Source organism: Streptomyces sp. NPDC015171 (assembly GCF_043079545.1).
Classification (GTDB): domain Bacteria; phylum Actinomycetota; class Actinomycetes; order Streptomycetales; family Streptomycetaceae; genus Streptomyces.
The window spans coordinates 464,270-490,348 of record NZ_JBIBUO010000005.1 but is presented as its reverse complement, the minus strand read 5'-3'; the positions used below and the strand labels follow the sequence as shown (position 1 = coordinate 490,348).

Below are 26,079 nucleotides of genomic sequence, written 5' to 3'. Positions count from 1 at the left end.
CCCTCACACCCCCGCCCGCTGCCGCGCCTCCTCCACCAGCCGCACCGCCTCGGCGACTTGCTCGTCGCTCTCCAGCACGACGGCCAAGTCGTGCGCGGCCACCAGGATCTGGTCGGCCACGGCGAACATTCCCGCGTCCGGCATCTCCCGGGGCTCGGCCCCGGGTGCCTCGACACGCTGGGCCCAGCCGGCCAACTGCCGGGCCAGTCCGAGCGCCTCCGCCGCCGCGCTGCGTTGCAGCCGGCTCTGCGGTGCCGCCCGCAACCGGTCGGCGAAGTGATCCACTGCTTTGGTCAAGGGCGTCGTATCAACCACGCGCCGAGCGTAACGCGCCGCACTGTTGCCAATACGCGAACGCTCAGGCACGGTGACGTGAAGGACCGGCCTACATCCCCTTTGCGTTCGGAGGCGCCGATGTCCCACGTCCTGTCCGAGGAGACCCACCGCAATCTGATCGCCCGCATTCCGCACTGCACCGGTCGTGAGATCTCCGACTGGCTGCGCACCGTCGAGGAAGGCCCCGCCCTCATCCGCTTCGAGGAGAAGGTCAGCTGGCTCCGGCACGAGTACGACCTGGCGTACGGACACGCCAAGGCGATCGTGCACGAGTACGACCTGAGGCGAGCGGCCCGCAACCTGCTGTGAACGCCGAAGGGCCCCGGGCGGTCGCCCGGGGCCCTGTGCACCGCCGGCGGTCACGCCGGCCGCCGGTGCGTCAGTCGTTGCTGCTGAAGATCGCCACCAGCCGCAGCATCTCCACGTAGATCCACACCAGGGTCATGGTGAGACCGAACGCGGCGAGCCAGGACTCGCTGCGCGGGGCGCCGTAGGCGATGCCGTCCTCGATCTGCTTGAAGTCGAGCGTCAGGAAGAACGCGCCGAGCACGATCGCGATGATGCCGACGAGCGCGCCGAGCGGACCGAAGCTGCGCAGTCCGCCGTCGTCGGCGACACCGAAGGCGACCAGCAGCAGGTTGACCGCCATGACCACCAGGAAGGCCATCGCGATGGCGAGACCGATGCGGGCGTAGCGTGCGGTGACGCGGATCCAGCCGGCCTTGTAGATCAGCAGGGTCGCGCCCGAGACCGCCATGGTGCCGAGCACCGCCTGGAAGGGGGCGCCGCTCCAGCGGCTGTTGTACATCTCGCTGATGACGCCGAGGAAGACGCCCTCGAAGGCGGCGTACCCGAGGATCAGCGCGGGCGACGGGGTCCGCTTGAAGCTCTGGACCATCGCCAGGACGAACGCGATCAGCGCGGCGCCGATCGCCAGCCCGTAGCTCGTGCCCGAGACCGGCAGCAGCGCCCAGGCGAGGACCGCGCCGACGGCGACCGTGCCGAGCGTGATGGCCGAGCGGACGACGACGTCGTCCATGGTCATCCGGTCGGTGGTGGCCGGGGCCTGCGGCGGTGCGCCGTGCTGGACGTCCGTCTGTGCGTAGGGGTTCTGCGCGTAGGGATTCTGCGCGTAGGGGTTGCCCTGCGCGTGCCCGGCCTGCGGTGCGGTGTTGAAGCCGGCGTAGCCGTTGTCGCGGCTGAACCCCCGTCGCGAGAAGACCGGGTTGCTGCTCCTCATTTCACTCCTCCATGGCTGCCGAGCGCAGCGTTGGCCTCAAGAGTAATGGATTGGCAAAGGGCGGACCATGATACTTGAGGAGGATCTTTCCCCTGCCGTGCTGGGCAACACGCTACGCGGACGGCTGATTCCCGGCCATGGACGGGCCCCTAACCGGGCGGGAATCCCGTGTACGCCTCGGCCAGGTCGGTCTCGGCCGCGCGCGAGGAGGCGATCCGCTCCAGCCGGGCCAGCTGGAGACGGAGATCGAACGCGGTGGCGTCCGGGGGGCGGTGCAGCAGGGTCGTCATCTCGCAGGAGAACCGCTCGGCCTGCCAGACCCGGCGCAGACAGGTCGCCGAGTAGGCGTCGAGCAGTCCGGCGGATCCGGTCTCCTTCTCATGGACGAGCGCACGGGCGAGGGTCACCACATCGCCGACGGCGAGATTCAGCCCTTTGGCTCCGCTCGGCGGCACGATGTGCGCGGCGTCGCCGGCCAGGAAGAGCCGGCCGTGCCGCATCGGCTCGTGCACGAAGGAGCGCATGGGCGTGACCGACTTCTGGATGAGGGGGCCGCGCGCGAGGCGCCAGTCGTCGCCGGTCTCGAAGCGGCGCTCCAGCTCGTCCCAGATCTCCCGCTCGCTCCACCGCCCGGCGTCCGTCCCGGCGGGCACCTGGAGATAGAGCCGGGAGACGGAGGGCGACCGCATGGAGAGCAGGGCGAAGCCGCGCTCGTGGCGGGCGTAGACGAGTTCGTCGTGCGAGGGCGCGACATCGGCGAGGACGCCGAGCCAGGCATAGGGGTACGTCCGCTCGTACACCCGGCGGACCTCGGCGGGGAAGGCCGAGCGCGCCACGCCCCAGAAGCCGTCGCAGCCGACGGCGTAGTCGCACTCCAGCACCTCCTCGCGCCCCTGGTGCCGGAAGGAGATCCGCGGCCGGCCGCGCTCCGCGTCCCGCACGGCCAGCGCCTGCGCCTCGAACAGCAGCGGCCCGCCCTCCTTCAGCTGGAGCGCGATGAGGTCCTTGCAGACCTCCGTCTGGGCATAGACGGTCACGGAGCGGCCGCCGGTGAGCGCGGGCAGGTCGACGCGGTGCCGGCGCCGCTCGAAGCGCAGCTCGATCCCGTCGTGCCGCAGCCCCTCCCGGTCCATCCGCTCCCCGGCGCCGACGGCACGCAGCACGTCGGCCGTGCCCTGCTCCAGGACCCCGGCCCGCTGCCGGTGCTCGACATAGGCGCGGTCGCGGCTCTCCAGGACGACCGACTCGATCCCGGCGCGGTGCAGCAGCCGCGCGAGCAGCAGCCCGGCCGGCCCCGCTCCGATGATCCCGACGGTGGTGCGCATCGCCCGTCCCCTTCCACCCTGCTGTTCGCCTGGTGAAATTTCCTTCACTGACCGCCGAGCGTGAGTCTCCGGCCGCACGGGCACCGCTGTCAACGGTCCTGCGGCTGTTCTCAAGGGGGGGGTCGGAGGCGGAAGGTGCCCGGAGCCGGACTTGAACCGGCACGCCCGCGAAGGGGCAGCGAGGTTTAAGCTCGCCGTGTCTGCATTCCACCATCCGGGCAGGCCGTGGGCTCCGCATCGAGATTCCGAGCCTATCGGGACCCCTCCCCCGAACAGCGGACGGGTGGACCGATGTTGTCTTATTTTATTGAGGTCTGAGGGTGCATCAGCCCCCGGAACACGCCGTCCGCACTTGCCATCAGCGTGACGTGACGGGTGTGCGCCCGTACGCGAAATGACGGAATTTCACCGTCCGAACAAGGGCGCTCCACCTGTTCTCGACAGAGCCGCCCGCGCCGTCCGGCGCGAACGCCCTCTCAGGGTCGGCCGTCCTCCCCAGGTATGACACGGCGGCGTCCCGTCCGACCCCAGTCGCCCCCCGGAACGGGAGCAGCGGCTGACTCCGCGCGCGTTTCGCGCCGAGACGATGGAGCGGTCCCCAGGAACACACGCCGTCCCGACAGGAGCACCCTCCCGTGACCACCACACCCACCGCAGGCCGGACCACCGCCGTGGCCGCGCGCGCCACGGAGCTGTCGAAGATCTACGGGCAGGGTGAGACCCGGGTGGTCGCCCTCGACCGGGTCTCCGTCGACTTCCGGCAGGCGGAGTTCACCGCGATCATGGGCCCCTCCGGTTCCGGCAAGTCCACGCTGATGCACTGCGTGGCCGGCCTCGACACCTTCTCCTCCGGTTCGGTGCGCATCGGCGACACGGAGCTGGGCTCGCTGAAGGACAAGCAGCTCACCAAGTTGCGCCGGGACAAGATCGGCTTCATCTTCCAGGCGTTCAACCTGCTGCCGACGCTGACCGCCCTGGAGAACATCACCCTCCCGATGGACATCGCGGGCCGGAAGCCCGACCGGGCCTGGCTCGACCAGGTCATCCAGATGGTCGGACTCTCCGGGCGGCTGAGCCACCGGCCCTCGCAGCTCTCCGGCGGCCAGCAGCAGCGCGTGGCGGTCGCCCGTGCGCTCGCGTCGAGGCCGGACATCATCTTCGGTGACGAGCCGACCGGAAACCTGGACTCGCGCTCCGGCGCCGAGGTGCTCGGCTTCCTGCGCAACTCCGTGCGCGAGCTGGGCCAGACGGTGGTCATGGTGACCCATGACCCGGTGGCCGCCGCCTACGCGGACCGGGTGATCTTCCTGGCGGACGGCCGGGTCGTGGACCAGATGTACGCGCCCACGGCCGACTCCGTACTCGACCTCATGAAGCAGTTCGACGCGAAGGGCCGTACCAGCTGATGTTCCGCACCGCCCTGCGCAACGTTCTCGCGCACAAGGCCCGGCTCCTGATGACCGTGCTCGCCGTCATGCTCGGCGTCGCGTTCGTCTCCGGGACGCTGGTCTTCACCAACACCATCTCCGACGCCTACCAGAAGAGTTCCGCCAAGGGCTTCGACCGGGTCGACGTCGCCGTACGGGCGCAGTACCAGCACTCCGAGGGCGACAGGGTCGGCAAGGACCCCGAGCTGACCCAGGCCCTGCTCGACAAGGCCGCCAAGGTCCCCGGGGCCGCCTCCGCCACCGGTGTGGTCAGCGGCTTCACCGCTGTCGCCGACAAGGACGGCAAGCTCCTCGGCGGCGACTGGCAGTCCGCCGGCGGCAACTACTGGGGCACCCAGGATCCTCGTTACCCGCTGGTCAGCGGCCACGCCCCGCACGGCAGGGGCGAGGTGCTGCTCGACTCCAGGACCGCCGAGCGCGCCGGCTACAAGGTCGGCGACACCGTGCGGGTCTCCGTCGACGGGCCGGTCCTCGAACCGACCGTCAGCGGCATCTTCACCACCGACGACGGCAACGTCGCAGCGGGCGGCAGCCTCGCCCTGTTCGACACGCCGACCGCGCAGTCGCTGTTCGGCAAGAAGGGCACGTACGACGAGATCGACGTGCGGGCGGCGGCCGGCACCACCCAGGGCGCGCTCAAGGCCGCCCTGGACAAGGCGCTGCCGGCGAAGCTGGTGGAGACCACCACCGGCAAGCAGCTCGCCGACGACCAGGCCGAGACGATCGCCTCGTCGATGAGCGGTCTGAAGCAGGGCCTGCTGGTGTTCGCCGGGATCGCCCTGTTCGTCGGTACGTTCATCATCGCCAACACCTTCACCATGCTGGTCGCCCAGCGCACCAGGGAACTGGCCCTGCTGCGGGCCGTCGGCGCCTCCCGCCGGCAGGTCACCCGCTCGGTGCTGATCGAGGCGTTCGCGGTCGGCGCGGTCGCCGGTGTGACCGGTCTGGCCGCCGGCGTCGGCATCGGCGCGGGGCTGCGGAGCCTGCTGGGCTCCTTCGGCGCCGCCATGCCGGACGGGCCGCTGGTGATCACGCCGGGCACCGTGGCGACCGCGCTCGCGGTCGGCGTCCTCATCACCATGCTGGCCGCCTGGCTGCCCGGCCGCCGGGCCGCGAAGATCCCGCCCGTTGCGGCGATGAGCAGCGTGCACGCCAAGGCGACCGCCAAGTCGCTGGTGCTGCGCAACACGCTCGGCGCGCTGTTCGCCGCGGCCGGCATCGCGGTGGTCCTCGCGGCCACCTCGATGGACGGCTCGGACGGCCAGGCCCCCATGGGCATCGGCGCGGTCCTGCTCATCATCGGCGTGTTCATCCTGACCCCGCTGCTGTCCCGCCCGCTGATCGCGGCCGCCGCCCCGGTGCTGCGCGCGTTCGGTGTCTCGGGCAAGCTGGCCCGGCAGAACTCGGTGCGCAACCCGCGCCGTACGGCGGCCACCGCGTCCGCGCTGATGATCGGCCTGACGCTGATCACCGGTATGACGGTGATGGCGGGCAGCCTGCAGACGGCGATCGACAAGATGGCCAGCTCGGCGATCCGCGCGGACTACGTCGTCTCGATGGCCAACCGCGGCCCGCTCTCCCCCGACGTGGAGAAGAAGATCGCCGCGACCGACGGCGTCACCCTCAGCAGTCCGCTGCGCAACGCCGAGTCCCGCATCGACGGCGAGACCGAGTACCTGACCGGCGTCAACGGCGCGGCCATCGGCAAGCTCACGGACCTGAAGGTGGACGACGGTTCCTTCACGGTGGGCGGCACGCGGGTCGTCGTCGACAAGGACCGGGCCAAGTCGTTCGGCTGGAAGGCCGGTTCCCGGTTCACCGCCCACTTCGAGGACGGCAAGGCGCGGCAGCTGACCGTCGCCGGGGTCTACGAGGGCAACGACATGCTCAACGGGATCATCCTCGACAACAAGACCCTGACCCCGCACCTGAGCGACCCGTCCGACATGCAGGTCATGGTCAAGACGGCGGACGGCGCCAGCGCCGCGGCCAGGGACTCGCTGGAGAAGGCCCTCGGCACCAACCCGGCGATCAAGGTGCAGGACAAGCAGGACATCTCCAATGAGATCGGGCAGATGTTCACGATGATGCTGAACATGCTCTACGGCCTGCTCGGCATGGCGGTGATCGTCGCGGTGCTCGGCGTCATCAACACCCTGGCCATGTCCGTCTTCGAGCGCGCGCAGGAGATCGGCATGCTCCGGGCGATCGGCCTCGACCGCAAGGCGGTCAAGCGGATGGTCCGCCTGGAGTCCCTGGTGATCTCCCTGTTCGGCGGGGTGCTCGGCATCGGCCTCGGCGTGTTCTTCGGCTGGGCGGCCGGTCAGCTGCTGGGCACGAAGATGCCGACGTACGAACTGGTCCTGCCCTGGGCCCGGATCGCGGTCTTCCTGCTGCTGGCGGGCGCGGTCGGTGTCCTGGCCGCCCTGTGGCCGGCCCGCCGGGCGGCCCGGCTGAACATGCTGACGGCCATCAAGGCCGAGTAGCGCCACGGCGCCGAAGGGCCCCGCTCCGCCGACGCGGAGCGGGGCCCCTGCCGTACCGGGGCCGGCCGGTCAGCCGTGCCAGGTGCGGGGCCGCGGCGGGAGGCCGGAGGCGCCGGACTCGGGGGTGCGGATCGCGAGGACCTGGTTGACGCCGATGCGGTTGCGCTCGAAGGCGAGCGCGCAGGCGGCCATGTAGAGCCGCCAGACCCGGGCGCGGCCGGGGCTGGTGAGCCGGACCGCGCGGTCCCAGCCGGCCTCCAGGTTGGCCACCCAGCCGCGCAGGGTGCGGGCGTAGTGCTCGCGGATGGCCTCCACGTCCCGCACCTCGAAGCCGGCCCGCTCCAGCTGGGTGACGGTGGTGCCGACGGGGGCGAGTTCGCCGTCGGGGAAGACGTAGGCGTCGATGAAGTCGTCCACCTCGTACGCCGACTCGTCCCGCTGCGGGCGGCGGGCGATCTGGTGGTTGAGCAGCCGCCCCCCGGGCTTGAGCAGGGCGTACAGCTGGCGGGCGTACTCCAGGTACGGCTCGGCGCCGACGTGTTCGGCCATGCCGATGGAGGAGATCGCGTCGAAGGGGCCGTCCACGACGTCCCGGTAGTCCTGGACCCTGATCTCCACCCGGTCGGTCAGCCCCGCGTCGGCGACGCGCTTGCGGGCGTACGCCGCCTGCTCCTGCGACAGGGTGACCCCGACGACGCTCACGCCGTACTCGCGGGCCGCGTGGATGGCCATGGAGCCCCAGCCGCAGCCCACGTCCAGCAGCCGCTGACCCTCCTTCAGGCCCAGCTTGGCGCAGATCAGTTCGAGCTTGTCGCGCTGGGCGCCCTCCAGGGTCGCCCCCTCCCCGGCCGCCCAGTAGGCGCAGGAGTACACCATGGAGGGGCCGAGGACGATCTCGTAGAAGTCGTTGCCGACGTCGTAGTGGTGGCTGATGGCCCGTCTGTCGGTACGGCGGGTGTGCAGCCCGCGCCGGGGGCGGCGGACCTCCTCGCGCGGCGGGGCGGGCGGGACGGGGGGTCCGGCCAGCTTCAGCAGATCGCGGGCCGCGGCCCGGACGGCGGGGTCGCGCAGGGCCTGGACCAGGCCGCGGGCGTCCTCGTCGCGCTCCCAGACGAGGCCCGCCACGAGGTCAAGCGCGGTGTACAGGTCGCCCTCGATGTCCAGGTCGCCGGAGACCCAGGCACGGGCGAGGCCCAGCTCGCCCGGCTTGAACAGGATGCGGCGCAGGGCGCGGCGGTTGCGCACGACGAGCGTGGGTGCGTCCGGCGGTCCCGCCTGCGACCCGTCCCACGCCTTCAACCTCACCGGGAGCGGGGCTCCCAGCATCTGCTCGGCAAGACTCCTCAGCCGCTGCGCGGCGTCGGCCATGGCGCACACCTCCAAGACGACGATCCCGGATGCCGGTTACCACGTAAACACCGTGCGGTCCCCGGTGCAGTCCCGCAACGGAGTTACGACTGGGCAAAACAGTTGTACGGCCCATGCAGCGAGCCGGGGCCGGAAACGCCGAAGGACCTCCCGCACCACGGATGGCGGGAGGTCCTTCTTCGGTTCGGAAGACCGGGAGGGTCAGGAGGCCTTGGCCTTCTCCTCGGTCTTGCCGGCGGCGACCGGCGCCGGCTTGGCGGCCTCGTAGAACTCCTCGCGCGGGTTCTCCATGGCGCCGAGGGAGACGACCTCGCGCTTGAGGAACATGCCGAGGGTCCAGTCGGCGAAGACGCGGATCTTGCGGTTCCAGGTCGGCATCGCCATGCCGTGGTAGCCGCGGTGCATGTACCAGGCGAGGCGGCCCTTGACCTTGATCTTCATCTTGCCCATGACGATCATGGCCACGCCCTTGTGCAGGCCGAGACCGGCGACCGCGCCCTTGTTGGCGTGCTCGTACTCCTTCTGCGGGAAGCCCCGCATACCGGAGATCACGTTGTCGCCGAGGACCTTGGCCTGGCGCAGCGCGTGCTGGGCGTTCGGCGGGCACCAGGCGTTCTCGTTGCCCGCCTTGCGGCCGACGAGGTCGGGGACCTGGGCGTTGTCACCGGCGGCCCAGATGTAGTCCGTGCCCTTGACCTGGAGGGTCGGCTCGCAGTCGACGTGACCGCGGGGGCCGAGCGGCAGACCGAAGCGGCCGAGGGCCGGGTTCGGCTTGACGCCCGCCGTCCACACGATGGTGTTGGCGTCGACCTCGAGGCCGTTCTTGAGCACCACGTGACCGTCGACGCAGGAGTCCATCGAGGTGGAGAGGTAGATCTCCACACCGCGGCTCTCCAGGTGCTCCTTGCCGTACTGGCCGAGCTTGGGGCCGACCTCGGGAAGGATCTTGTCGGCGGCGTCGACCAGGATGAAGCGCATGTCCTCGCGGGACACGTTCTTGTAGTACTTGGCCGCGTCCCGGGCCATGTCCTCGACCTCGCCGATGGTCTCGGCGCCCGCGAAGCCACCGCCGATGAAGGCGAAGGTGAGCGCCTTGCGGCGGATCTCCTCGTCGGTCGTGGAGTCGGCCTTGTCCAGCTGCTCCAGCACGTGGTTGCGCAGGCCGATGGACTCCTCGACGCCCTTCATGCCGATGCCCTGCTCGGCGAGACCGGGGATCGGGAAGGTGCGGGAGACCGCGCCGAGCGCGATGACGAGGTAGTCGAAGGGCAGCTCGTACGCCTCGCCCACCAGCGGGGCGATCGTGGCGACCTTGCGGTCCTGGTCGATGGTGGTGACCCGGCCGGTGAGGACCTCCGCCTTCGGCAGCACGCGTCGCAGCGGGACGACGACATGGCGAGGGGAGATGTTGCCGGCGGCGGCTTCGGGGAGGAAGGGCTGGTAGGTCATGTACGACCGGGGGTCGACGACCGTGACGGTCGCCTCGCCGTAGCGCATCTTCTTGAGGATGCGCCGAGCTGCGTACAGGCCTACGTACCCACCGCCTACTACGAGGATCCTGGGACGCTCCGTGGTGCTCATGCCATCGAGTATCCACCCGCCCCCGGGGGGTCGCTCGTGCGCCCCTTCACAAGGTCTGACAGGCCCTGTGTTATCCTCCGCCACTCGCGTGACGCAGGTCATGCGATCAAGGGGGAACCGCGGGGCGGTTCGCCCCGTTGTCAATGCCGCGTGAGCTGCTCCTCCGGGCCGTTCGGGCGACCGCGAGGGCGTCACGGCACGCTCGGAACCAGCCACTCCGGGGCCCCTTCGCACCCCTCATCTGAACATGTTCAAACGGCCTTTGGGCCCCCGGAAGGGCCATTCGGACCCCTTCCAGGGGTCGGCCGGACGGAATTCCTTGTGAAGAACTTCACGAACTTTTCCGCGCGCTCATGCCGGAGGGCCCCTCCAGGGGGCCCTCGGCACGCTCAAACGTTATCCAACCTGCTCAGCAGGTGGCTACTGGCTAGTAATAAATGAGGCTCACGCCACCGACCACGCGATGCCGTCGAGGATGTCGTGCTCGCTCACGACGACCTCCTCGGCGCCGGTCCGCTCCATGATCGCGAGCAGCACCAGGGCGCCCGCCCCGATGACGTCGACCCGGCCCGGGTGCATGGACGGGACCGCGGCGCGCTCGGCGTGCGTGGAGCGCAGCAGCCACTCGGTGATCTCGCGCACCCGGTCCCGGGAGATCCGGGAGTGGTGGATGCGCGCGGAGTCGTACGCGGGCAGCTCCTGGGCGATCGCGGACACCGTGGTGACGGACCCGGCAAGGCCCACCAGGGTGCGCGCCTCGCGCAGCGGGACCGTCCGCTCGGCCAGATCTAGGGCGGCCTCGATGTCGGCCCGCACGGCGGCGATCCGCTCTTCGGCGGGCGGGTCGGTGACCCGGCCGTCGTGCACCAGGTGCCGCTCGGTCATCCGCACACAGCCGACGTCCACCGACCGTGCCGCGCGCACCCGGTCGTCGCCGACGACGAACTCGGTGGAGCCGCCGCCGATATCCACGACGAGATACGGCTTGGCGAGGTCGTCGCGGCCGGTGAGTTCCCTGGTCGCCCCGGTGAAGGAGAACTCCGCCTCCTGGTCCCCGGTGATGACCTCGGGCTCGACGCCGAGGATGTCCAGCACCCCGCGCACGAAGTCGTCGCGGTTCTCGGCGTCCCGGGAGGCGGAGGTGGCGACGAAGCGGAGCCGCTCGGCGCCGTGCTCCTTGATGACGGCGGCGTACTCGCGGCAGGCGGCGAAGGTGCGCTCCAGCGCCTCGGGCGCGAGCCGGCCGGTGCGGTCGACCCCCTGGCCGAGCCGCACGATCGTCATCCGGCGGTCCAGCTCGGTCAGTTCGCCCGTCGCGGGGTCGGCGTCGGCGACCAGCAGCCGGATGGAGTTGGTGCCGCAGTCGACGGCGGCCACACGGGTCACTGCTCGTCCTCCCCTGCGGTGCCGGCCGCAGCGCGGCCCGCGCCGTCCTCCGCGTCCTTCGCGTCCTCCGCCTGGCACCCGGCGCCGGGCGGCGTCACGCACGCGCCCTTGCGCCACCACTCCGGCAGCATCGCCAGGGCCTCGTCGCCGAGCGGGTTCACGCCCGGTCCCGCGGCCAGGGAGTGGGCGACCAGCACGTGCAGGCACTTGACCCGGTCCGGCATGCCGCCCGCGCTCGGGAAGCCCGCGAGGACCTCGATCTCGTCCCGGCGCCGGATGTAGTCCTCGTGCGCGGCCCGGTACGCGGCGGCCAGCTCGGGGTCGGTCCCCAGCCGCGCCGTCATCTCCTTCATGACGCCGTCCGCCTCCAGCGTGCCGATGGCGGAGGCCGCCTTCGGGCACGTCAGGTAGTAGACCGTCGGGAACGGCGTGCCGTCGGGCAGGCGCGGCGCCGTCTCCACGACGTCGGGCTGACCGCACGGGCAGCGGTGCGCGATGGCCCTCAGGCCCCGCGGCGGACGGCCCAGCTGCTGCTTGAAGGCCGCTACGTCCGCGTCGGTGGGCTCGGTGCGCGGAGTGGGCGGCGGAGGCGTTTCCATGACTGCTTCCAGAATGGCTTTCTGTCGGATTCCCGGCCCGGCGGGCCGGTCACTGGTCGGAGGCGTCGGACTTGTCGACCCCGTCCCAGACGTTCGCGTACCAGGGCCGCTGGGCGGCCCCGAGGTCGGCGCGGGAGGGCCGGGCCGCGCCGGGGTCGACGACCACGTACCCCGTCTCGCCGGGCATCACGTAGTGCAGCCGGCGGCGGATCTGCTGCTCGGCGTAGGCGTCGTCCTGCCAGCGGGCCTTCAGGTCGCGCAGCTGCTCGACGCGCTCGCGTGCCTGCTCCTGCTTGCGCCGGACGTCGGCGATCTCCGCGCGCTGCGAGACGTACTGCCGCATCGGGTAGGCGAGGGCGACGACCAGCGAGCACAGCACCAGCGCGAGCAGGGCCGCGCGGCCGGTGAGCCGGGAGCGGCGGACCTGCCGTTTGGCCTGGGAGCGGTAGACCCGGGCCGCCGTCTGCTCGCCGAGCAGCCGCAGCCTGGTCGCGGTGGAGAACCGGTCACGGTCCTTCACGGCCATCTTCCCCGCCTCCCGTTCCACGCGCGTACGTCCCCGCACACGGTACGGGACCGAGTACGGGGACGTACGTACGACTGGCTCAGCTGTGACCCTGTACGGCTCAGCCCTTGAAGCGCGGGAAGGCGCTGCGGCCGGCGTACACCGCGGCGTCGTCGAGGATCTCCTCGATGCGCAGCAGCTGGTTGTACTTGGCGACGCGCTCGGAGCGGGCCGGGGCGCCGGTCTTGATCTGGCCGCAGTTGGTGGCGACGGCCAGGTCGGCGATGGTGACGTCCTCGGTCTCGCCGGAGCGGTGGGACATCATGCACTTGAAGCCGCTGCGCTGGGCCAGCTCGACGGCGTCCAGGGTCTCGGTGAGCGAGCCGATCTGGTTCACCTTGACCAGCAGGGCGTTGGCGGCGCCGTCCTCGATGCCGCGGGCCAGGCGCTCCGGGTTGGTGACGAACAGGTCGTCGCCGACCAGCTGGACCTTGTCACCGAGACGGTCGGTGATGACCTTCCAGCCGGCCCAGTCGTCCTCGAACAGCGGGTCCTCGATGGAGACGAGCGGGTAGGCCGCCACCAGCTCCTCGTAGTACTCCGTCATCTCGGCGGCGGAGCGCTCCTTGCCCTCGAAGAGGTACTTGCCGTCCTTGTAGAACTCGGAGGCGGCGACGTCGAGCGCGAGGGCGATCTGCTGGCCGGGGACGTAACCGGCCTCCTTGATGGCCTCGAGGATGAGGTCGAGGGCGGCGCGGTTGGAGTCCAGGTTCGGGGCGAAGCCGCCCTCGTCGCCGAGACCGGTGGACAGGCCCTTGCCCTTCAGGACCTTCTTGAGGGTGTGGTAGACCTCGGTGCCCCAGCGAAGGGCCTCGGAGAAGGACTCCGCGCCGATCGGGGCGATCATGAACTCCTGGATGTCCACGTTGGAGTCGGCGTGCGAGCCGCCGTTCAGGATGTTCATCATCGGCACCGGCAGCAGGTGCGCGTTCGGGCCGCCCAGGTAGCGGAAGAGCGGGAGGTCGCTGGCCTCGGAGGCGGCGTGGGCGACGGCGAGCGAGACGCCGAGGATGGCGTTGGCGCCGAGCGAACCCTTGTTGTCGGTCGCGTCCAGGTCGAACATGGCCTGGTCGATCAGGCGCTGCTCGGTGGCGTCGTAGCCGACCAGCTCGGGGCCGATCTGCTCGATGACGGCGAGGACGGCCTTCTCGACGCCCTTGCCCTGGTAGCGGTTCGGGTCACCGTCGCGCAGCTCGATGGCCTCGAAGGCACCGGTCGAGGCGCCGGACGGGACGGCGGCACGACCCGTGCTGCCGTCGTCGAGGCCGACCTCGACCTCGACCGTGGGGTTGCCTCGGGAGTCCAGGATTTCCCGGGCTACGACGACGTCGATGGACGGCACGAGCATCTCCTTCGTGGATGTGACGCTGGTTGTGCGGGGCTGGTGTGCCTTGCGACTAGAGCCTAACCGTCCCTGAGGCGTCGGCCACCGACCGACCGTCCCGTGGACAGGCCGACGGTACCTTTTGTTTCTTCACGAAACAAAGGGAAGGGGCGCGGCGGACGCGAAAAAGCCCCGCCCCGGTGCGTACGGGGGAACACGCACCGGGGCGGGGAGCCCGTGGGGACGGGGGTGGCCCGCACGGGGCCCTGCGGCGGGGCCCGCGGAAGGGTGCGGGCCCGTGGTCCGGCCGGAGCCGGAGGTCACTTCAGGTGCAGCTGCTGACCCGGGTAGATGAGGTCGGCGTCCTGGACGATGTCCTTGTTCAGCTCGAACAGCTTCTGCCAGCCGCCCTTGACCTTGTGCTTCTCGGCGATGGTGCTGAGGGTGTCGCCCGCGGCCACCTTGTACTCGCCGTCGCCCTTCTTGACCGTCTTGCCGGTCGGGGTGGTGACGGTCTCGCTCTTGGCGGAGGCGGCCGGGCGCTCGGCGGAGCGGGAGGCGGCCTGCCCGTCGGAGGAGCGGGTGGTGGTGCTGCCCGAGTCCGGCGTGGAGGTCGACGGGGTGGACGGGGCCGACGGGGTCGTCGGGGCGGAGCCGCCATTGGGGGTGCTCGACAGGCCCGTGCCGCAGACCGGCCAGGCGCCCTTGCCCTGCGCGGCGAGGACCTTCTCGGCCACGGCGATCTGCTGGGCCTTGGTGGCCTGGTTCGCCTGCGAGGCGTAGGCGGTGCCGCCGTACGCGGCCCAGGTGGAGGCGGAGAACTGCAGACCGCCGTAGTAGCCGTTGCCGGTGTTGATGGACCAGTTGCCGCCGGACTCGCACTGGGCGACGGTGTCCCACTCGGAGGTGGTGGCCGCGGAGGCGTTGCCGGCCGCCATCAGCGGGGCGGCGACGGCGGCGCCGGTGACACCGGCCAGCGCGACGGCGCGGACGGCCTTGGACGGACGACGGTGCTTGCCCTTGCCGGAAAACAGCATGGATCGATCCCCTCACCGACGCCTGCGAGGTGAGCTGTCGGGTTCGGGCCGGTTGAGTTGCCCGGCCGCACCTCCCGCTTGCGCGGAGTGCGGCTTCACCCCCAGCCGGTTCCAGCCTCAAGTGCTGGTTCCGGCGCCTACCTTGGGTCCCCCGCTCCTGCCTACGGCGCTTGACGCGTCGACTGTTCCCGGACGGCCGCTGGCAGGATTCGGCGTTGCGGCACCGGGGCCCGTGGTGACGAGCGGCCTTGACCGTAGGCAGGCGATCGCCGGAATTTCAAAGACGATCAGGGCTTCTGAGACTCATCCCACACTTTCGCCAAATCGGACATTAGGCTCTAAGTGGGGCGTCAACTCCCGCTACTTACCGCCTGTTTCGTCCCCAACTTCCAGGGTCTGACCGGCGGAGATGTGGTTCGGGTCGGACCCGACGGACTCCTTGTTCCCCGCGTACAGCGCCCGCCATCCGCCGTCGACGTCAAGGGAGTCGGCGATGGAGCAGAGGGTGTCGCCCTCGCGGACGGTGTAGGTGCCGGGCTCACGGGAGGCGTGCCGGCCCGAGGAGGCGGCCTCCTGTCCGTTTCCCGCACCTTCGTCCGCACTCGCACCCCGGTGCCGTCCGCCGCTGGCGAGGGACCCGGTGTCGACCAGGCTCCAAGCACCGGCGGCCTGCTGGGGGTTGTCGGCGATCCCGGCGTCCGGGGTGGCCGTGGGGGACCCCTCGGTCTCCCGCGGGCCGCCGGTCGCCGGCGGGGTGGACTTGCCCGACTCGGGCGTGTCGCTCCCGCTGGAACCGGTGTCCTTGCCGGAGCCCTTGCCCGCGTCCTTGCCGGAGTCCTCGCCCGGCTTCGCGGACGGCTTTCCGGTCTCCTTCGAGGAGGAGCCCGTGCCGGAGCCGGAGTTGGCGTCGGAGTCGGCATCCGTGGAGGACGGAGAATCGGGCGAACCGGACGAGTCGGAGCCGTGGGAGTCGTCCGACGAACCGGAGTCGCCGGCCCCGGACGTGTCTCCCGAGCCGCTGCCGCCCCCGGAGCCGCCGACGCCCGTGTCGACGTCCACGGAGCTTGAGTCCGAGGTCAGGCCGGACAGCAGGGCGCAGGTGGCCCAGGGCGTCGTGCCCCGGTCGGCGAGGATCTTCTCGGCCACGGAGATCTGCTGGAGGCGGCTGGCCTGGTCGGCGCTGCCCGCGTACTGCCCGCCGCCGTACGTGTCCCAGTCGTCCTGCGAGATCTGCAGGCCGCCGTAGTACCCGTTGCCGGTGTCGGCGCTCCAGGAGCCGCCGCTCTCGCATTCGGCCACCTTGTCCCACGTGGTGCCCTCGGCCGCGTTGGCGCTCGCCGCGCCGAGGAGCGGGATGGCGATGGCGGAGCCGGTCACTCCGGCCGCGACGAGGAGGGCCGGAGCCTGACGGGGGCGACGGTGTCGACCGTTCCCGGAGAGCATGCGGAAGCCTTTCGAGCGACAGCTGGAGCGGTGGGCGCCGAAACTCCGCGCCACACTGAGGGGTGAACGTATAGGCAGACGATCACTTGTCACAAGTTAATGCCGCGCAGATCACGTGAAGATCACAGAAGTGAACGTCTCCGGTTCACGCGGTGGGTGTGAACTCGACCGGGAGCGTGCGCAGGCCGCGCATGATGAGTCCGCCGCGCCAGCGCAGGTCGGCCGGGTCGGCGGCGAGCCGCAGGTCGGGCAGCCGGGTGAGAAGGGTGGCCAGCGCGGTCTGGCCCTCCAGGCGGGCGAGCGGGGCGCCGAGGCAGTAGTGGATGCCGTGGCCGTAACCGAGGTGCTGGTTGTCGCGGCGGGCGAGGTCCAGCACGTCCGGATTGGCGAACCGCTCCGGGTCCCGGTCGGCGGCGGCGAGGACGACGAGCACCGGATCGCCCGCCGCGATGTCCTGGCCGCCGAGGGTGAGCGGCTCGGTGGCGAACCGCCAGGTGGCCAGCTCCACCGGGCCGTCGTAGCGCAGGAGTTCCTCGACGCCGGTCTCCAGCAGGTCCCGCTCGCCCGCGGCCAGGGACCGCTGCAGCCGGTGGCGCTGCCCGGGGTGGGTGAGCAGGGCGTAGGTGCCGTTGCCGATGAGGTTGACGGTGGTCTCGAAGCCGGCGAAGAGAAGGATGAAGGCCATCGCGGCGGCCTCGTTCTCGGTGAGGTGCTCGCCGTGGTCGGAGGCGCGGATCAGGCCGGAGATCAGGTCCTCGCCGGGAGCGGGCTCGGCGGGCAGCGCCTCCCGCTTCTTGTGGATCAGCTCGGCGAGGTAGCCGCGCATCTTCTTCACCGACCGGGCGACCCCGCCGCGCGGCCCTCCCCCGTGCCGGATCATCATGCCCGCCCAGTCCCGGAAGTCGTCCTGGTCCTCGCGCGGCACACCGAGCAGATCGCAGATGGCGTAGATGGGCAGCGGGAAGGCGAACTCGTGGATGAGGTCGGCGGAGCCCGTCTTCGCGAACCCGTCGATGAGCTGGTCGGTCAGCTCCCGCACCCGGGGCGCGAACTCGGCGACCCTGCGGGGCGTGAACGCCTTGCTGACCAGCCGGCGCAGCCGGGTGTGGTCCGGCGGGTCGATGTTCAGCAGATGCGTCATCAGCTCGGCCTTGCGCTCGCCCGGGATGCCCGTCTTGCCCTTGGCGTGCGCGGGCTCGTCGTGATGCGCCGGGTTCTTGCTCAGCCGCTGGTCGGCGAGGGCCTGCTTGGCATCGCCGTACCGCGTGACCAGCCACGCCTCGACCCCGCTGGGCAGCCGCGTCCGGTGCACGGGCGCGTGCTCCCGCAACCAGGCGTACGCGGGGTACGGGTCGGTGGCGAACTCCCAGGTGAAAAGGGCCGGGGGCGGGGGCGGGGTGGAGGGCGGGGTGGAGGGTGCGTCGGCCGGGTGGGGGGACGCGGAGTGGGGGGACGCGGAGTGGGGGCAGGGCTGGGTGGCGGAGGCCGGGGACGGTGGGCCGGGGCGGGGGGCCGGGGCGGCGGGGTCGCCGGGGTCGCCGGCGGGCGGGTCCGGAGGGGAACTCGGGGCACCGGAGTGGGGAGCCGGGGCGGCGGGGTCGCCGGCGGGCGGGTCCGGAGGGGAACTCGGGGCACCGGAGTGGGGAGCCGGGGCGGCGGGGTCGCCGGCGGGCTGGCCCGGACGGGAACTCGGGGCACCGGAGTGGGGAGCCGGGGCGGCGGGGTCGCCGGCGGGCTGGCCCGGAGGGGAACTCGGCTGGTCGGGGGTGGGGCCCGGCTGGTCGGGGTGGAGCTGCTCGGTCACTCCTCGACCGTATCCGGCTTGCGGGCGGGCGTCCGTCCGGGTGGCGGGGCGGGGGCGTCGGACGGGGGCCGGCGCGGCGTGGGCCTCGCGGGTGTCGCCGGTGTCCGGCCGGGACCCTGCGTGCGACGTCCAGCCCGGTGGCCGCCTGTGCCGGCACCTCCCCGGCTCGCACCTTCCCGGCCCGCGCCTGCTCTGCCCCCGCCTTCCCGGCCCGCCGTTCCACGGCCCGTGAGCGTCAGGACGTGCCCGGCAGCTCGTGCCGGGGCTCCTCCGGGCTCCTCCGGCTCCGCTGTCGCGCCCTGCCCCGACGCCCCGCCTCCGCCCGTAGTGCGGCGCGGTACTAAGAGGACAGCCCCTCGGCAGCCCGTATCGCGTCCCGGTACGCCCGTGCCGCCGCACGCAGCGCCGCCTCCGGGTCGACACCGTCCGCCTCGGCGCGGGCCGCCAGCGCCAGCAGTTCGTAGCCGATGCCCTCCCCCTGCGGCAGGGGCACCGCCAGGCCCGCCGTACGGGTGCGGGAGGCGAGCTTGGCGGCGAGGGCCAGGCCGGGCTGGCCGAGCGGGACGCCGTCGGTGACCGAGCTGCGCTGCTTCTCCTCCGCCTTGGTGCGCAGCCAGTGCGCCTTGACGTCCTCCGGGGTCTCGGCCTGCTCGTCGCCGAAGACATGGGGGTGCCGGTGGATGAGCTTGGCGACGATGCCACCGGCGACGTCGTCGATGGAGAACGGCGCGTCCTGGTCCTCCTCGGCGATCCGGGAGTGGAAGACGACCTGGAGGAGGACGTCGCCCAGCTCTTCGCGCAGCTCGGTGCGGTCACCCGCCTCGATCGCCTCGACCAGCTCGTACGCCTCCTCGATGCCGTACTTCGCGAGGCCCTCGTGGGTCTGCCGGGAGGACCACGGGCACTCGGCGCGGATGCGGTCCATCACCTGCACGAGGTCCAGCAGGCGGGCGCCCGGCAGATCGTAGGAGGCGGGGAGCAGCTCCAGCTCCGGCATGGCGACCCGGCCGGAGCCGGCCAGCCGGGCGAGGCCGTCGGTGAGCGCCGGCTCGCCCTCGCCCATGGCCACGACCACCACCGTCCGCCCGCCGGCGCAGGCGTCGACCAGCCCCTGCGCGGTGGGGGACGCCTCCGCCACCGCTATCCCGGCCTCGCGCAGATAGGGCAGCTGCGGATGCGTGCCGTCGGCGCACAGCACGGCGTCGGCGGAGCGCAGGGCCTGCCAGGCGGGCCAGGACAGCAGGCCGGGGGCGACGCGGTGGCTGGTGGTGAGCAGGACGATCCGGCCGGTGGCGGCTTCCTGGCCGGGCTCGGGGCGGGAGGCGGGGCTGGTTCCGGGGCTGGTTTCGTTCACCACCCGAACGTAACCCACGGGGCGAGGGAGCGGATTGAGTTATCCACAGGGCCAAGGGGCCGTGCCGCCGGCTACGCCGTCAGCGGCCGGTCGGCCGCGGTCGTGACCTCCCGCACCCACGGTGTCTCGGCGTCCACCCGGCTGCTCTTCCGCACGTCCCAGGAGCCGTAGCGCGGGTTGAGGTCGATGTGGAGTTCCCCGGAGGCCTTGGACAGGGCCTTCCAGAAGGCGGGCTGGCTGGTGTCGGTGCCGAGCTTCTCGGCGAGCTTCTGCGCCTCCAGCTGGAGGCGCAGGTTGTCGTCGAGGCGGCCGGGGGCGATGCCGTACTTCTGCAGCCAGGCCGTCTTCAGGCCCTTGCTGCCGCCGGCCTGCTGCTCCAGGCCCGCGCGCATCTGCTGGATCTCCTTGCGGGTGACCGAGACGCCGGCGTCCTGCGCGGCGCGGTGCAGGACCCGGTCGAGCACCATGTTGTGCAGGGTGTCGCGGGTGAGGCTGCTGGTGGAGGAGAGGACCTGCTGGTACTGGGTCTCGTCCGGTACCGCGGCCCGCTGGGCCCGGCGGACCTCGTCGACCCGGTTCTCCAGCTGGGCGACGGTGATCCGCTGGCCTCCGACGACGGCGGCGGCGCCCGGGTGGGCGTCGTTCCCGCAGGCGGTCAGCAGGGGTGCCGCGGCGGCGATCGCGGCGGTGAGGACGAGCGCGGTGCGACGGCGGCGGTGCAAGGAAACCTCCCGAGGAGATTGTGCGACGGTGCACAAAGTCTTGCGGTGATCGATGGTAGGCAGTGGGCAGGCTGCGGCCAACCCATTCGACCAACGATTCGCGGGCGCTTCGGGCACCGCCGCGCCGCCGAGGGAAGCGGGCGCCGGGTCAGCCGACGAGGGCCACCGGCGCGTCCCAGGCGTTCCGGTCCACGGTCAGCGTGACACCGCCCAGCGTCTCCTTGCTGTTGACCATGTACTGGTGGGCGCGGCTGTGGTTCGTGAACTGGCCCGAGCCCCACGGCCAGTCCGCGGTCGTCGTGTTCTTCTTGTCCCACAGCGCGTACCAGAGATTGCCCGGCAGGTCCGTCTTGTCGGACGCCGTCGCGATGGCCTTGGCGCTGGAGCTGCTGAAGCCGTAGTAGCCGCCGCGGTACGTCTTGGTGCGCAGCGTCTTCATGAAGGAGCGCACATACGTCAGCACGGCGCCGTTGCACGCCTTGTCGCCGATGTCGTACGGCTCCATGTCCAGGTAGATCGGGCTGCCGGCCTTCATGCCGAGCGCGGACGCCTTGGCCACGGCGTCGGCGGCGTCCTTCGCGCCCAGGGAGGCGGCCGTGCCCGCGGTCAGCTTCTCGGGGCTCGCGCTCTTCTGGCAGGGCGGCTGGGCGCCGACGTAGAGCGGTATGAGCTTCCAGCCGAGGGAGTTGACCGACTTCACCCAGGAGGCGGTGAGGTTGGGCTGGGCGCAGCCGCGGTTCTTGCCGCCCACGTAGACGGCGGCGGCGCCGTAGAAGCCGGTGTGCCATGCCTTCATGGCGGACAGCGAGGGCGCGGTGCAGGTGTCGAACGCGCGGCCGGTGAAGGTCTTCTGCGCGGGCCACGCGGTGGCGGCCATGGAGGTCTGCGCGGCGATGCCGCCCCCGGCGACGACGGCCGCTCCGGCCACCGCCCAGCTGATGTACTTGCGCTTCTTCGACTGCCGATGACCGGCCATCCATCCCACCCCTGGTCGTGCACTGTGCCCCACGCACGTGCGTGCTTGGCGAAAACGAAGCGCACCGTATCGAACGCCGGGTCCGCCCTTGGAAAACTCAAGCCCCTGCGGTCCACAAGAATCTCTCAGGGACCGGCAAAATCTACCCGCGCACCTGCCCCAGCCACTGCAGGGTCCGCCGGACCTCGACGGCCAGCGGATGTCCGGGGCCGTGCAGCCGCTCGACGTCCACCACCAGCCGGGCGAGCACGTCATGGGCGGCCGGCCGGTCGCCCAGGGCGAGCAGCAGATGGCCGATGCGGCGGCGGACGTCGTGCGCGAGCTGCGGGTCCCCGGAGACGTACTGGTTCTCGTAGTACGGCAGCAGCGCGCGGTACTCGGCGAGCGCCGCCGCCGGTTCGCCCAGCTGCTCGAGGCACTGCGCGGCCTCGTAGCGGTAGCGCAGCGACTGCGGGTCGGCGTGGCCCGCCTCGGCGGCGCGTTCGTCGGCGAGGCGGCGCAGTTCGGGCAGCGCGCGCCGGTACTGGCCGTCGTCCATGAGCGTGGCCGCGTACTGCTTGCGCAGGGTGCGCACGACCGCTGAGTGCTCGCCGTGCTGCTCGGCGGCGGTCGGGAGGATCGCGCCCAGGATGTCCACGGCCTGGGTGATACGGCCCTCGCCCAGCAGCCGCTTGACGTCGTCGACGGCGGCGGCGACATCGGGCTTCTCGGCCACCGGCGGTGCCGGGGTGACGGAAGCGGGCTGGGGCGCGGGGGTCCGCGCGCGGTCCGGCCAGGGAGCGTGCGGGCGCAGGAAGGGGCGCGTGGGGTCCAGGGGCGACCCGGTGGGTATCCCGCGCGCGGGCAGGAGCGGCGCCAGGTCCTCGTACACCTCCTGCGCGGACGCGGGCCGGTGCTGCGGGTCCTTGGCGAGCAGGCGCAGCACCAGGCTTTCGAGCGCCTCGGGGACCTCGGGGCGGATCCGGCGCACGGGCAGCGGGGGCTCGTACAGGTGCCGGTGCAGCACGCCGAGCGCGGTGGAGCCGGCGAACGGCACCTCGCCGCTGAGCAGTTCGTGCATCAGCACGCCGAGCGCGTACAGATCCGTGTACGGGCCGACCGCGCCGCCCATCGCCTGCTCCGGCGCCATGTAGGCGGGCGAGCCGATCGGGGAGCCGGTGTGGGTGAGGCGGGTGGTGTCGGTGTCCATCACCGAGGCCACGCCCAGGTCGAGGACGGTGACCGTGCCGTCCTGCTTCACCATGACGTTGCGCGGCTTGAGGTCGCGGTGGACGATCGGCACGGCGTGCACGGCGCTCAGCACGGCGCACAGCTGCGCGGCCACCGCGACCGCCCACTGCCACGGGTACGGGTCGTGCTCGGCGAGGTGGTCGGAGAGGTCGGCGCCGTCGACGTACTGCATGACGAGGAACAGCTCCTCGCCCTCGCTGCCCGCGTCGTGCACCGTCACCAGGCCGGGGTGGTCCACCTGCGCGGTCACCCGGCACTCGCGCAGGAACCGGCGGCGCAGCTCGTCCGCCTCGTGCCCCGCCACCTTGTCGGGGCGCAGCAGCTTCACCGCCACGCGCCGGTCGAGTCTGCGGTCGTACGCCGTCCAGACCTGGCCCATGCCGCCCTGTCCGATGAGCGTGGACAGTTCGTAGCGGCCGGCGACGACACGTCCCGTCGCCACGCTCACCGTCCGCCCTCGTGGCCGTCCTGCTTGCGCAGGTAGTCGCTCAGCTCGTCCAGCTCGGCCCGCACCTGGTCGATCCGCGCGGGCGCCGGGCGCTGCGGCGGCGGGGCGACCGGCGGCGGCTGGGGCACGCGCGCGTGCGGCATCGGGGGCGGGGTGTGCGAGACGTGCGGCATCGGGGGCGGGGTGTGCGCGGCGAGCGGCGGCACGGAGGGCATCCCGTGCGTGGCCGGCCGGGTGGGTACGGTCGTCGAGCCGTACGGCGGCGCCGCCGGGCCCGGGTAGCCGTAGGCCGGCGCCGGATGCCGCGCCTCGTACGCCTGCTGCAGCAGGAGGTGGTGGCGGATGTCGGCGGCGAGGTAGTACGCGATGGTGCCCACGAGCGTGCACATCAGGAGCAGGATGCCCACGTAGCCGCCGGTGGTGTGGATCTCGTCGCCGGGCTCGGCCGCCACCAGCGTGATGCTGAGGATGTCGGCGGCGAGCACCGCCACGAACAGCCCCCAGTCGAGCGACCGGCGCGTGACGGCGGCGAGCCGCAGCATCATCACCCAGGTCAGGAAGCCGATGGACAGGATCCCCAGCGCCACGAACAGCACGCGCAGGAAGACCAGCCACGCGGTGTGCGGCGGCTGCTTCACCGGCTGTCCGTAGCCGTGGCCTTGCATGGCTGCTCCTGATCCTGAAAGTGCGTACGCCTGCCCGTCCGGCGTGGTCCGCGCGGGCACGGACAACGCCGGTCGTGTGATTGTCGCTTCGAGCATATGGCCCGGCAGGGACATGCGGTCCGGGTTGTACCGAACCGTTGTCCGGGGGCCGGCACGGGATCAGGGTGCGAGGTCAGGGCACGAGGTCAGGGTGCGGGATCGGGCGGGGCGGGGCTGAGGCGGACAGGGGCGGGGCCGGGCGGTACGGGGGCGGGTTCGGGCGGTACGGGGTCGGGCGGGGCCGGGTCACTCGGGGGCGACCGTGCCGTCGGTGAGGCCGTCGTACATCCCGCGCACGAGCTGCTCCCCGAGCCGGCTCGCCTGCCGGAGCGCCCGCTCGAACTCGTCGAGCGCGCGGAAGCGCGCGCCGTAGCGCCGCTGTTCCTCCAGCGGGAGCCGGGGCAGCTGCAGGCGGCGCACGTCCAGCCGGGTCGCCGTGGAGGCGTAACTGCTGGCCTGCCGGTTGTTGGCGGTGCCGCGCAGGAACCCGGCGAGGAACCACGGGTCGAGCGCCGTGCGGTCCGGGCGCAGCAGCGCGAGGTTGCGCCCCAGGGCGGCGCCCCCCGTCGCCTCGTCGATCACGCGCGCCACCGATCCTCCGCCCAGCACCGGTACGACGACATCGCCCGGCTCGGTCAGCACGGCCTCCTCCTCGCTCTCGGGGAGCGAGCCCGAGGGCGCCGTCCCGGCGAGCACGTCGTGATCGGTGAGTACCGGCACGCGCGCGTGGCCGCCGTTTCCGCCGGTGCGCATCACCAGCGCGCCCCCGCGCGCGAGTTCGCCGACGGTGGTGAGCGGCCAGCGCGCGGGCGGCGCGGGGTCGGCGGGCGGCGGGGTGAGGTCCGCGGTCAGCCGCAGGGTCGCGCCCAGGCGCTCACGCATCTCAGCGAGCTGCCCCGCGCCGTCGGCCGGCGCGGCCGGCGGCAGATGGCGGGCGGGAGCGAGGTCCACGTCGTCGTCGAGGAGTTCGATGACCGGCACCGTACGGGCGAGCCCCGGCCGCTCCGCCAGCCGCCCCGCGCGCGCGTGGGCACGCCAGGCGTCCGTCACGGCCTCGCGCACCGCCTCCCAGTCCGGACCGCCCCGCCCCTCGCCCGCGAACCTCCCCGTGTCCACGAGCAGCACCTCGGGCGTCACCGGGGCCCGGTCGGGCCGGCGCAGCACCCACAGGTGCAGCGGGATGTTGTACGGCGGTGCCGCGCCGATCGGCAGCGCGATCACGGCCCGGAGCGCGCCCCGGCGCAGCAGGTCGGCACGGATCCGGCGCCCGGAACGGCGGGAGGCGGCGGCCGGCGGCATGAGCAGCACGGCGGTGCCGCCGTCGGTCAGCCGGGCCAGCGCGTGCTGCACCCAGGCCAGCTCGGACTCGGTGCGCGCCGGGAAGCCGTACTCCCAGCGGGGGTCGTAGGCGAGTTCGTCATGGCCCCAGTTGCGCTCGTTGAACGGCGGATGGCACAGGACCGCGTCGGCACGCAGCCCGGGGTGCGCGTCGGCGCGCAGGGTGTCGCCGGCGGCGGCGCGCACGGCGGCCCTGCTGTGCAGCGCGAGGCGCAGCGCGGTGAGCGCGGCCAGTTCGGGGGCGCTGTCCTGGGCGCACAGCTCCTGGCCGGGACGGGGGTCCACGGCACGCAGCAGGGCGCCGGTACCGCAGGCCGGGTCCAGGACGGTACGGGCCGGTCCGGCGAGGTCGGCCATGAGACCGGCCAGCTCGGCCGGGGTGAGCGTGTACTGGCGCGGGTTGGCGTCCAGGTGCCGGCCCAGCAGGAACTCGAACGCCTGCCGCGCCCCCACCTCGGCGGCCAGCTCGGCGGCACCGCGCAGGAGGGGGGTGGAGGGGAGGAGTTGGGGGCCGGTGGGGGTGGAGAGGGCGGGGCTGGAGGTGGGGGTGGGGGTGGGGGTGGGGGTGGTGTTGCGAGTGGGAGTGAGGGGGCCGGGCTGGGCGGCGTGGGCCGTCGGTGACGAGTTCACAGCGAGGGGCGTGCGTGGTGCGTTCACAGCTTCGGCGTCGGTCGTGGCGTTCACACCGGAATGAGTCCGCCCCCGGTGGCCGTGGGGCGCCGCACGGCCCGGTGTCGTGCCGCCGAGACGCGGCATCAGTACCTCGTCCAGCGCTCCGGGCAGCATCGCGGCCAGCCGCGCGTCGGAACCGGCGCTCGCGTCGAGCCAGACGGTCGGGCGCTCGTGGATGAGCAGCAGTGCGCAGCCGGTGTGCACCAGGGCCGTCAGCGGGCCTTCCGGGTGGCCGGCGAGCTGCTGCCAGACCCGTTCGCGCAGCGGCACCTCGGCGAGTTTGCCCTGCTTGCGCAGCCAGTTCTCGACTTCGGTGAGTGCGAAGGACGGGCTGGTCTCAGTGCCGCCGACCGGTTTCGGGAAGTCGGCGTGCCGGCGGCGCCAGTTGCTGACGGCGGCACGGCCCACTCCGGCGAGCCGTGCGATTCCGGCTGCGGTCACCTCTGTTGTGTTGTCCTGCACCGGTTCCGCTCCCCTCGTCCCATGTGTGCGCTGAGCATACCGACGTACACAAGCTCCGGGGATTCACGAGCGTGTATCGACTCGTAACTGTGAACCGTGTTGACTCGGTTCACAGGCTCTGCTCTTATTGACCCAGCGGAACGAGCGGTCACCGAAGGGGGAGGCCGCATCGCCAGCACCACTGGCGACAGCAACAACACCAGCACCAGCAAGACCCACCCCATGGAGCCC

Annotated in this window: 21 protein-coding genes, 1 tRNA gene and 1 riboswitch; of the genes, 3 read left to right on the top strand and 19 right to left on the bottom strand. The window is 72.1% G+C overall.

What is annotated here, in order from left to right; genetic code table 11:
• Window positions 1-3: 3 nt before the first annotated feature.
• Window positions 4-315, bottom strand: coding sequence for a hypothetical protein (locus ACF073_RS17470; protein WP_392070802.1), 312 nt, complete (start codon window positions 313-315; stop codon window positions 4-6).
• A gap of 99 nt (window positions 316-414) precedes the next feature.
• Here ACF073_RS17470 and ACF073_RS17465 point away from each other — a divergent pair, with 99 nt between their 5' ends.
• Window positions 415-645 (top strand): DUF4287 domain-containing protein, encoded by a 231-nt coding sequence (locus tag ACF073_RS17465; protein ID WP_392070800.1) that lies wholly within the window; start codon window positions 415-417, stop codon window positions 643-645.
• 70 nt (window positions 646-715) lie between these two features.
• Here ACF073_RS17465 and ACF073_RS17460 read toward each other — a convergent pair whose 3' ends face one another.
• The 3 genes from ACF073_RS17460 to ACF073_RS17450 all read right to left on the bottom strand — a co-directional run bounded on the left by ACF073_RS17460 (window position 716) and on the right by ACF073_RS17450 (window position 3,121).
• Window positions 716-1,576 (bottom strand): Bax inhibitor-1/YccA family protein, encoded by an 861-nt coding sequence (locus ACF073_RS17460; RefSeq protein ID WP_392070799.1) that lies wholly within the window; start codon window positions 1,574-1,576, stop codon window positions 716-718.
• Between the two features lie 149 nt (window positions 1,577-1,725).
• A complete protein-coding gene (locus tag ACF073_RS17455) occupies window positions 1,726-2,901 on the bottom strand; it encodes a 4-hydroxybenzoate 3-monooxygenase (protein WP_392070797.1) in 1,176 nt (391 codons plus the stop codon).
• Window positions 2,902-3,037: 136 nt separating this feature from the next.
• Window positions 3,038-3,121: transfer RNA gene (locus ACF073_RS17450), tRNA-Leu, on the bottom strand.
• Between the two features lie 415 nt (window positions 3,122-3,536).
• On the opposite strand from ACF073_RS17450, the gene ACF073_RS17445 reads away from it, so the two are divergent.
• Window positions 3,537-4,307, top strand: coding sequence for an ABC transporter ATP-binding protein (locus ACF073_RS17445; protein WP_392070796.1), 771 nt, complete (start codon window positions 3,537-3,539; stop codon window positions 4,305-4,307).
• A complete protein-coding gene (locus ACF073_RS17440) occupies window positions 4,307-6,835 on the top strand; it encodes an ABC transporter permease (RefSeq protein WP_392070794.1) in 2,529 nt (842 codons plus the stop codon). Before ACF073_RS17445 ends, ACF073_RS17440 begins: the two co-directional genes overlap by 1 nt.
• A 69-nt stretch (window positions 6,836-6,904) precedes the next feature.
• On the opposite strand, the gene ACF073_RS17435 is transcribed toward ACF073_RS17440, so the two are convergent.
• From ACF073_RS17435 to ACF073_RS17365, 15 genes are all read right to left on the bottom strand, one after another.
• Window positions 6,905-8,203: a class I SAM-dependent methyltransferase gene (locus ACF073_RS17435; protein WP_392070792.1), complete on the bottom strand. Its 1,299-nt coding sequence runs from the start codon at window positions 8,201-8,203 to the stop codon at window positions 6,905-6,907.
• Between the two features lie 201 nt (window positions 8,204-8,404).
• Entirely contained in the window at window positions 8,405-9,784 is a 1,380-nt protein-coding gene (locus ACF073_RS17430; protein ID WP_392070790.1) for an NAD(P)/FAD-dependent oxidoreductase, read from the bottom strand.
• A 444-nt stretch (window positions 9,785-10,228) separates the two neighbouring features.
• The gene (locus ACF073_RS17425; protein ID WP_392070788.1) at window positions 10,229-11,170 is read right to left on the bottom strand and encodes an exopolyphosphatase; all 942 of its coding nucleotides are present in this window, start codon (window positions 11,168-11,170) and stop codon (window positions 10,229-10,231) included.
• Window positions 11,167-11,769 (bottom strand): DUF501 domain-containing protein, encoded by a 603-nt coding sequence (locus ACF073_RS17420; RefSeq protein ID WP_392070786.1) that lies wholly within the window; start codon window positions 11,767-11,769, stop codon window positions 11,167-11,169. The genes ACF073_RS17425 and ACF073_RS17420 overlap by 4 nt, the downstream gene beginning before the upstream one ends.
• Before the next feature lie 49 nt (window positions 11,770-11,818).
• On the bottom strand, window positions 11,819-12,295 hold the full coding sequence (locus ACF073_RS17415) for a septum formation initiator family protein (RefSeq protein WP_392070784.1): 477 nt from the start codon (window positions 12,293-12,295) through the stop codon (window positions 11,819-11,821).
• Between the two features lie 100 nt (window positions 12,296-12,395).
• On the bottom strand, window positions 12,396-13,682 hold the full coding sequence (gene eno, locus ACF073_RS17410; RefSeq protein ID WP_392070783.1) for a phosphopyruvate hydratase: 1,287 nt from the start codon (window positions 13,680-13,682) through the stop codon (window positions 12,396-12,398).
• Between the two features lie 296 nt (window positions 13,683-13,978).
• Window positions 13,979-14,695, bottom strand: a complete 717-nt coding sequence (locus ACF073_RS17405; RefSeq protein WP_392070781.1) for a transglycosylase family protein — start codon at window positions 14,693-14,695, stop codon at window positions 13,979-13,981.
• 4 nt (window positions 14,696-14,699) lie between these two features.
• Window positions 14,700-14,874: riboswitch (cyclic di-AMP (ydaO/yuaA leader) on the bottom strand.
• A 181-nt stretch (window positions 14,875-15,055) separates the two neighbouring features.
• A complete protein-coding gene (locus tag ACF073_RS17400; protein WP_392070779.1) occupies window positions 15,056-16,138 on the bottom strand; it encodes a transglycosylase family protein in 1,083 nt (360 codons plus the stop codon).
• Window positions 16,139-16,283: 145 nt separating this feature from the next.
• Window positions 16,284-17,942, bottom strand: coding sequence for a cytochrome P450 (locus ACF073_RS17395; RefSeq protein ID WP_392070777.1), 1,659 nt, complete (start codon window positions 17,940-17,942; stop codon window positions 16,284-16,286).
• 340 nt (window positions 17,943-18,282) lie between these two features.
• Window positions 18,283-19,296 (bottom strand): nucleoside triphosphate pyrophosphohydrolase, encoded by a 1,014-nt coding sequence (locus tag ACF073_RS17390; RefSeq protein WP_392070775.1) that lies wholly within the window; start codon window positions 19,294-19,296, stop codon window positions 18,283-18,285.
• 71 nt (window positions 19,297-19,367) lie between these two features.
• Window positions 19,368-20,018, bottom strand: coding sequence for a SurA N-terminal domain-containing protein (locus ACF073_RS17385; RefSeq protein ID WP_392070774.1), 651 nt, complete (start codon window positions 20,016-20,018; stop codon window positions 19,368-19,370).
• Window positions 20,019-20,166: 148 nt separating this feature from the next.
• Window positions 20,167-20,994 (bottom strand): glycoside hydrolase domain-containing protein, encoded by an 828-nt coding sequence (locus ACF073_RS17380; RefSeq protein WP_392070772.1) that lies wholly within the window; start codon window positions 20,992-20,994, stop codon window positions 20,167-20,169.
• Window positions 20,995-21,136: 142 nt separating this feature from the next.
• On the bottom strand, window positions 21,137-22,630 hold the full coding sequence (locus ACF073_RS17375; RefSeq protein ID WP_392070982.1) for a protein kinase: 1,494 nt from the start codon (window positions 22,628-22,630) through the stop codon (window positions 21,137-21,139).
• A gap of 38 nt (window positions 22,631-22,668) precedes the next feature.
• Complete coding sequence (locus tag ACF073_RS17370; RefSeq protein ID WP_392070770.1) at window positions 22,669-23,337, bottom strand: hypothetical protein; 669 nt, start codon at window positions 23,335-23,337, stop codon at window positions 22,669-22,671.
• Between the two features lie 285 nt (window positions 23,338-23,622).
• Entirely contained in the window at window positions 23,623-25,848 is a 2,226-nt protein-coding gene (locus tag ACF073_RS17365) for an N-6 DNA methylase (RefSeq protein WP_392070768.1), read from the bottom strand.
• Window positions 25,849-26,079 lie beyond the last annotated feature (231 nt).

Bases quoted from the DNA above. Each gene is read 5' to 3' on its own strand.
- ACF073_RS17420 (WP_392070786.1), bottom strand. From the start codon at position 11,769: ATGGAAACGCCTCCGCCGCCCACTCCGCGCACCGAGCCCACCGACGCG.
- ACF073_RS17460 (WP_392070799.1), bottom strand. From the start codon at position 1,576: ATGAGGAGCAGCAACCCGGTCTTCTCGCGACGGGGGTTCAGCCGCGAC.
- eno (WP_392070783.1), bottom strand. From the start codon at position 13,682: ATGCTCGTGCCGTCCATCGACGTCGTCGTAGCCCGGGAAATCCTGGAC.
- ACF073_RS17455 (WP_392070797.1), bottom strand. From the start codon at position 2,901: ATGCGCACCACCGTCGGGATCATCGGAGCGGGGCCGGCCGGGCTGCTG.
- ACF073_RS17415 (WP_392070784.1), bottom strand. From the start codon at position 12,295: ATGGCCGTGAAGGACCGTGACCGGTTCTCCACCGCGACCAGGCTGCGG.
- ACF073_RS17440 (WP_392070794.1), top strand. From the start codon at position 4,307: ATGTTCCGCACCGCCCTGCGCAACGTTCTCGCGCACAAGGCCCGGCTC.
- ACF073_RS17405 (WP_392070781.1), bottom strand. From the start codon at position 14,695: ATGCTGTTTTCCGGCAAGGGCAAGCACCGTCGTCCGTCCAAGGCCGTC.
- ACF073_RS17380 (WP_392070772.1), bottom strand. From the start codon at position 20,994: ATGGCCGGTCATCGGCAGTCGAAGAAGCGCAAGTACATCAGCTGGGCG.
- ACF073_RS17435 (WP_392070792.1), bottom strand. From the start codon at position 8,203: ATGGCCGACGCCGCGCAGCGGCTGAGGAGTCTTGCCGAGCAGATGCTG.
- ACF073_RS17370 (WP_392070770.1), bottom strand. From the start codon at position 23,337: ATGCAAGGCCACGGCTACGGACAGCCGGTGAAGCAGCCGCCGCACACC.
- ACF073_RS17400 (WP_392070779.1), bottom strand. From the start codon at position 16,138: ATGCTCTCCGGGAACGGTCGACACCGTCGCCCCCGTCAGGCTCCGGCC.
- ACF073_RS17465 (WP_392070800.1), top strand. From the start codon at position 415: ATGTCCCACGTCCTGTCCGAGGAGACCCACCGCAATCTGATCGCCCGC.
- ACF073_RS17430 (WP_392070790.1), bottom strand. From the start codon at position 9,784: ATGAGCACCACGGAGCGTCCCAGGATCCTCGTAGTAGGCGGTGGGTAC.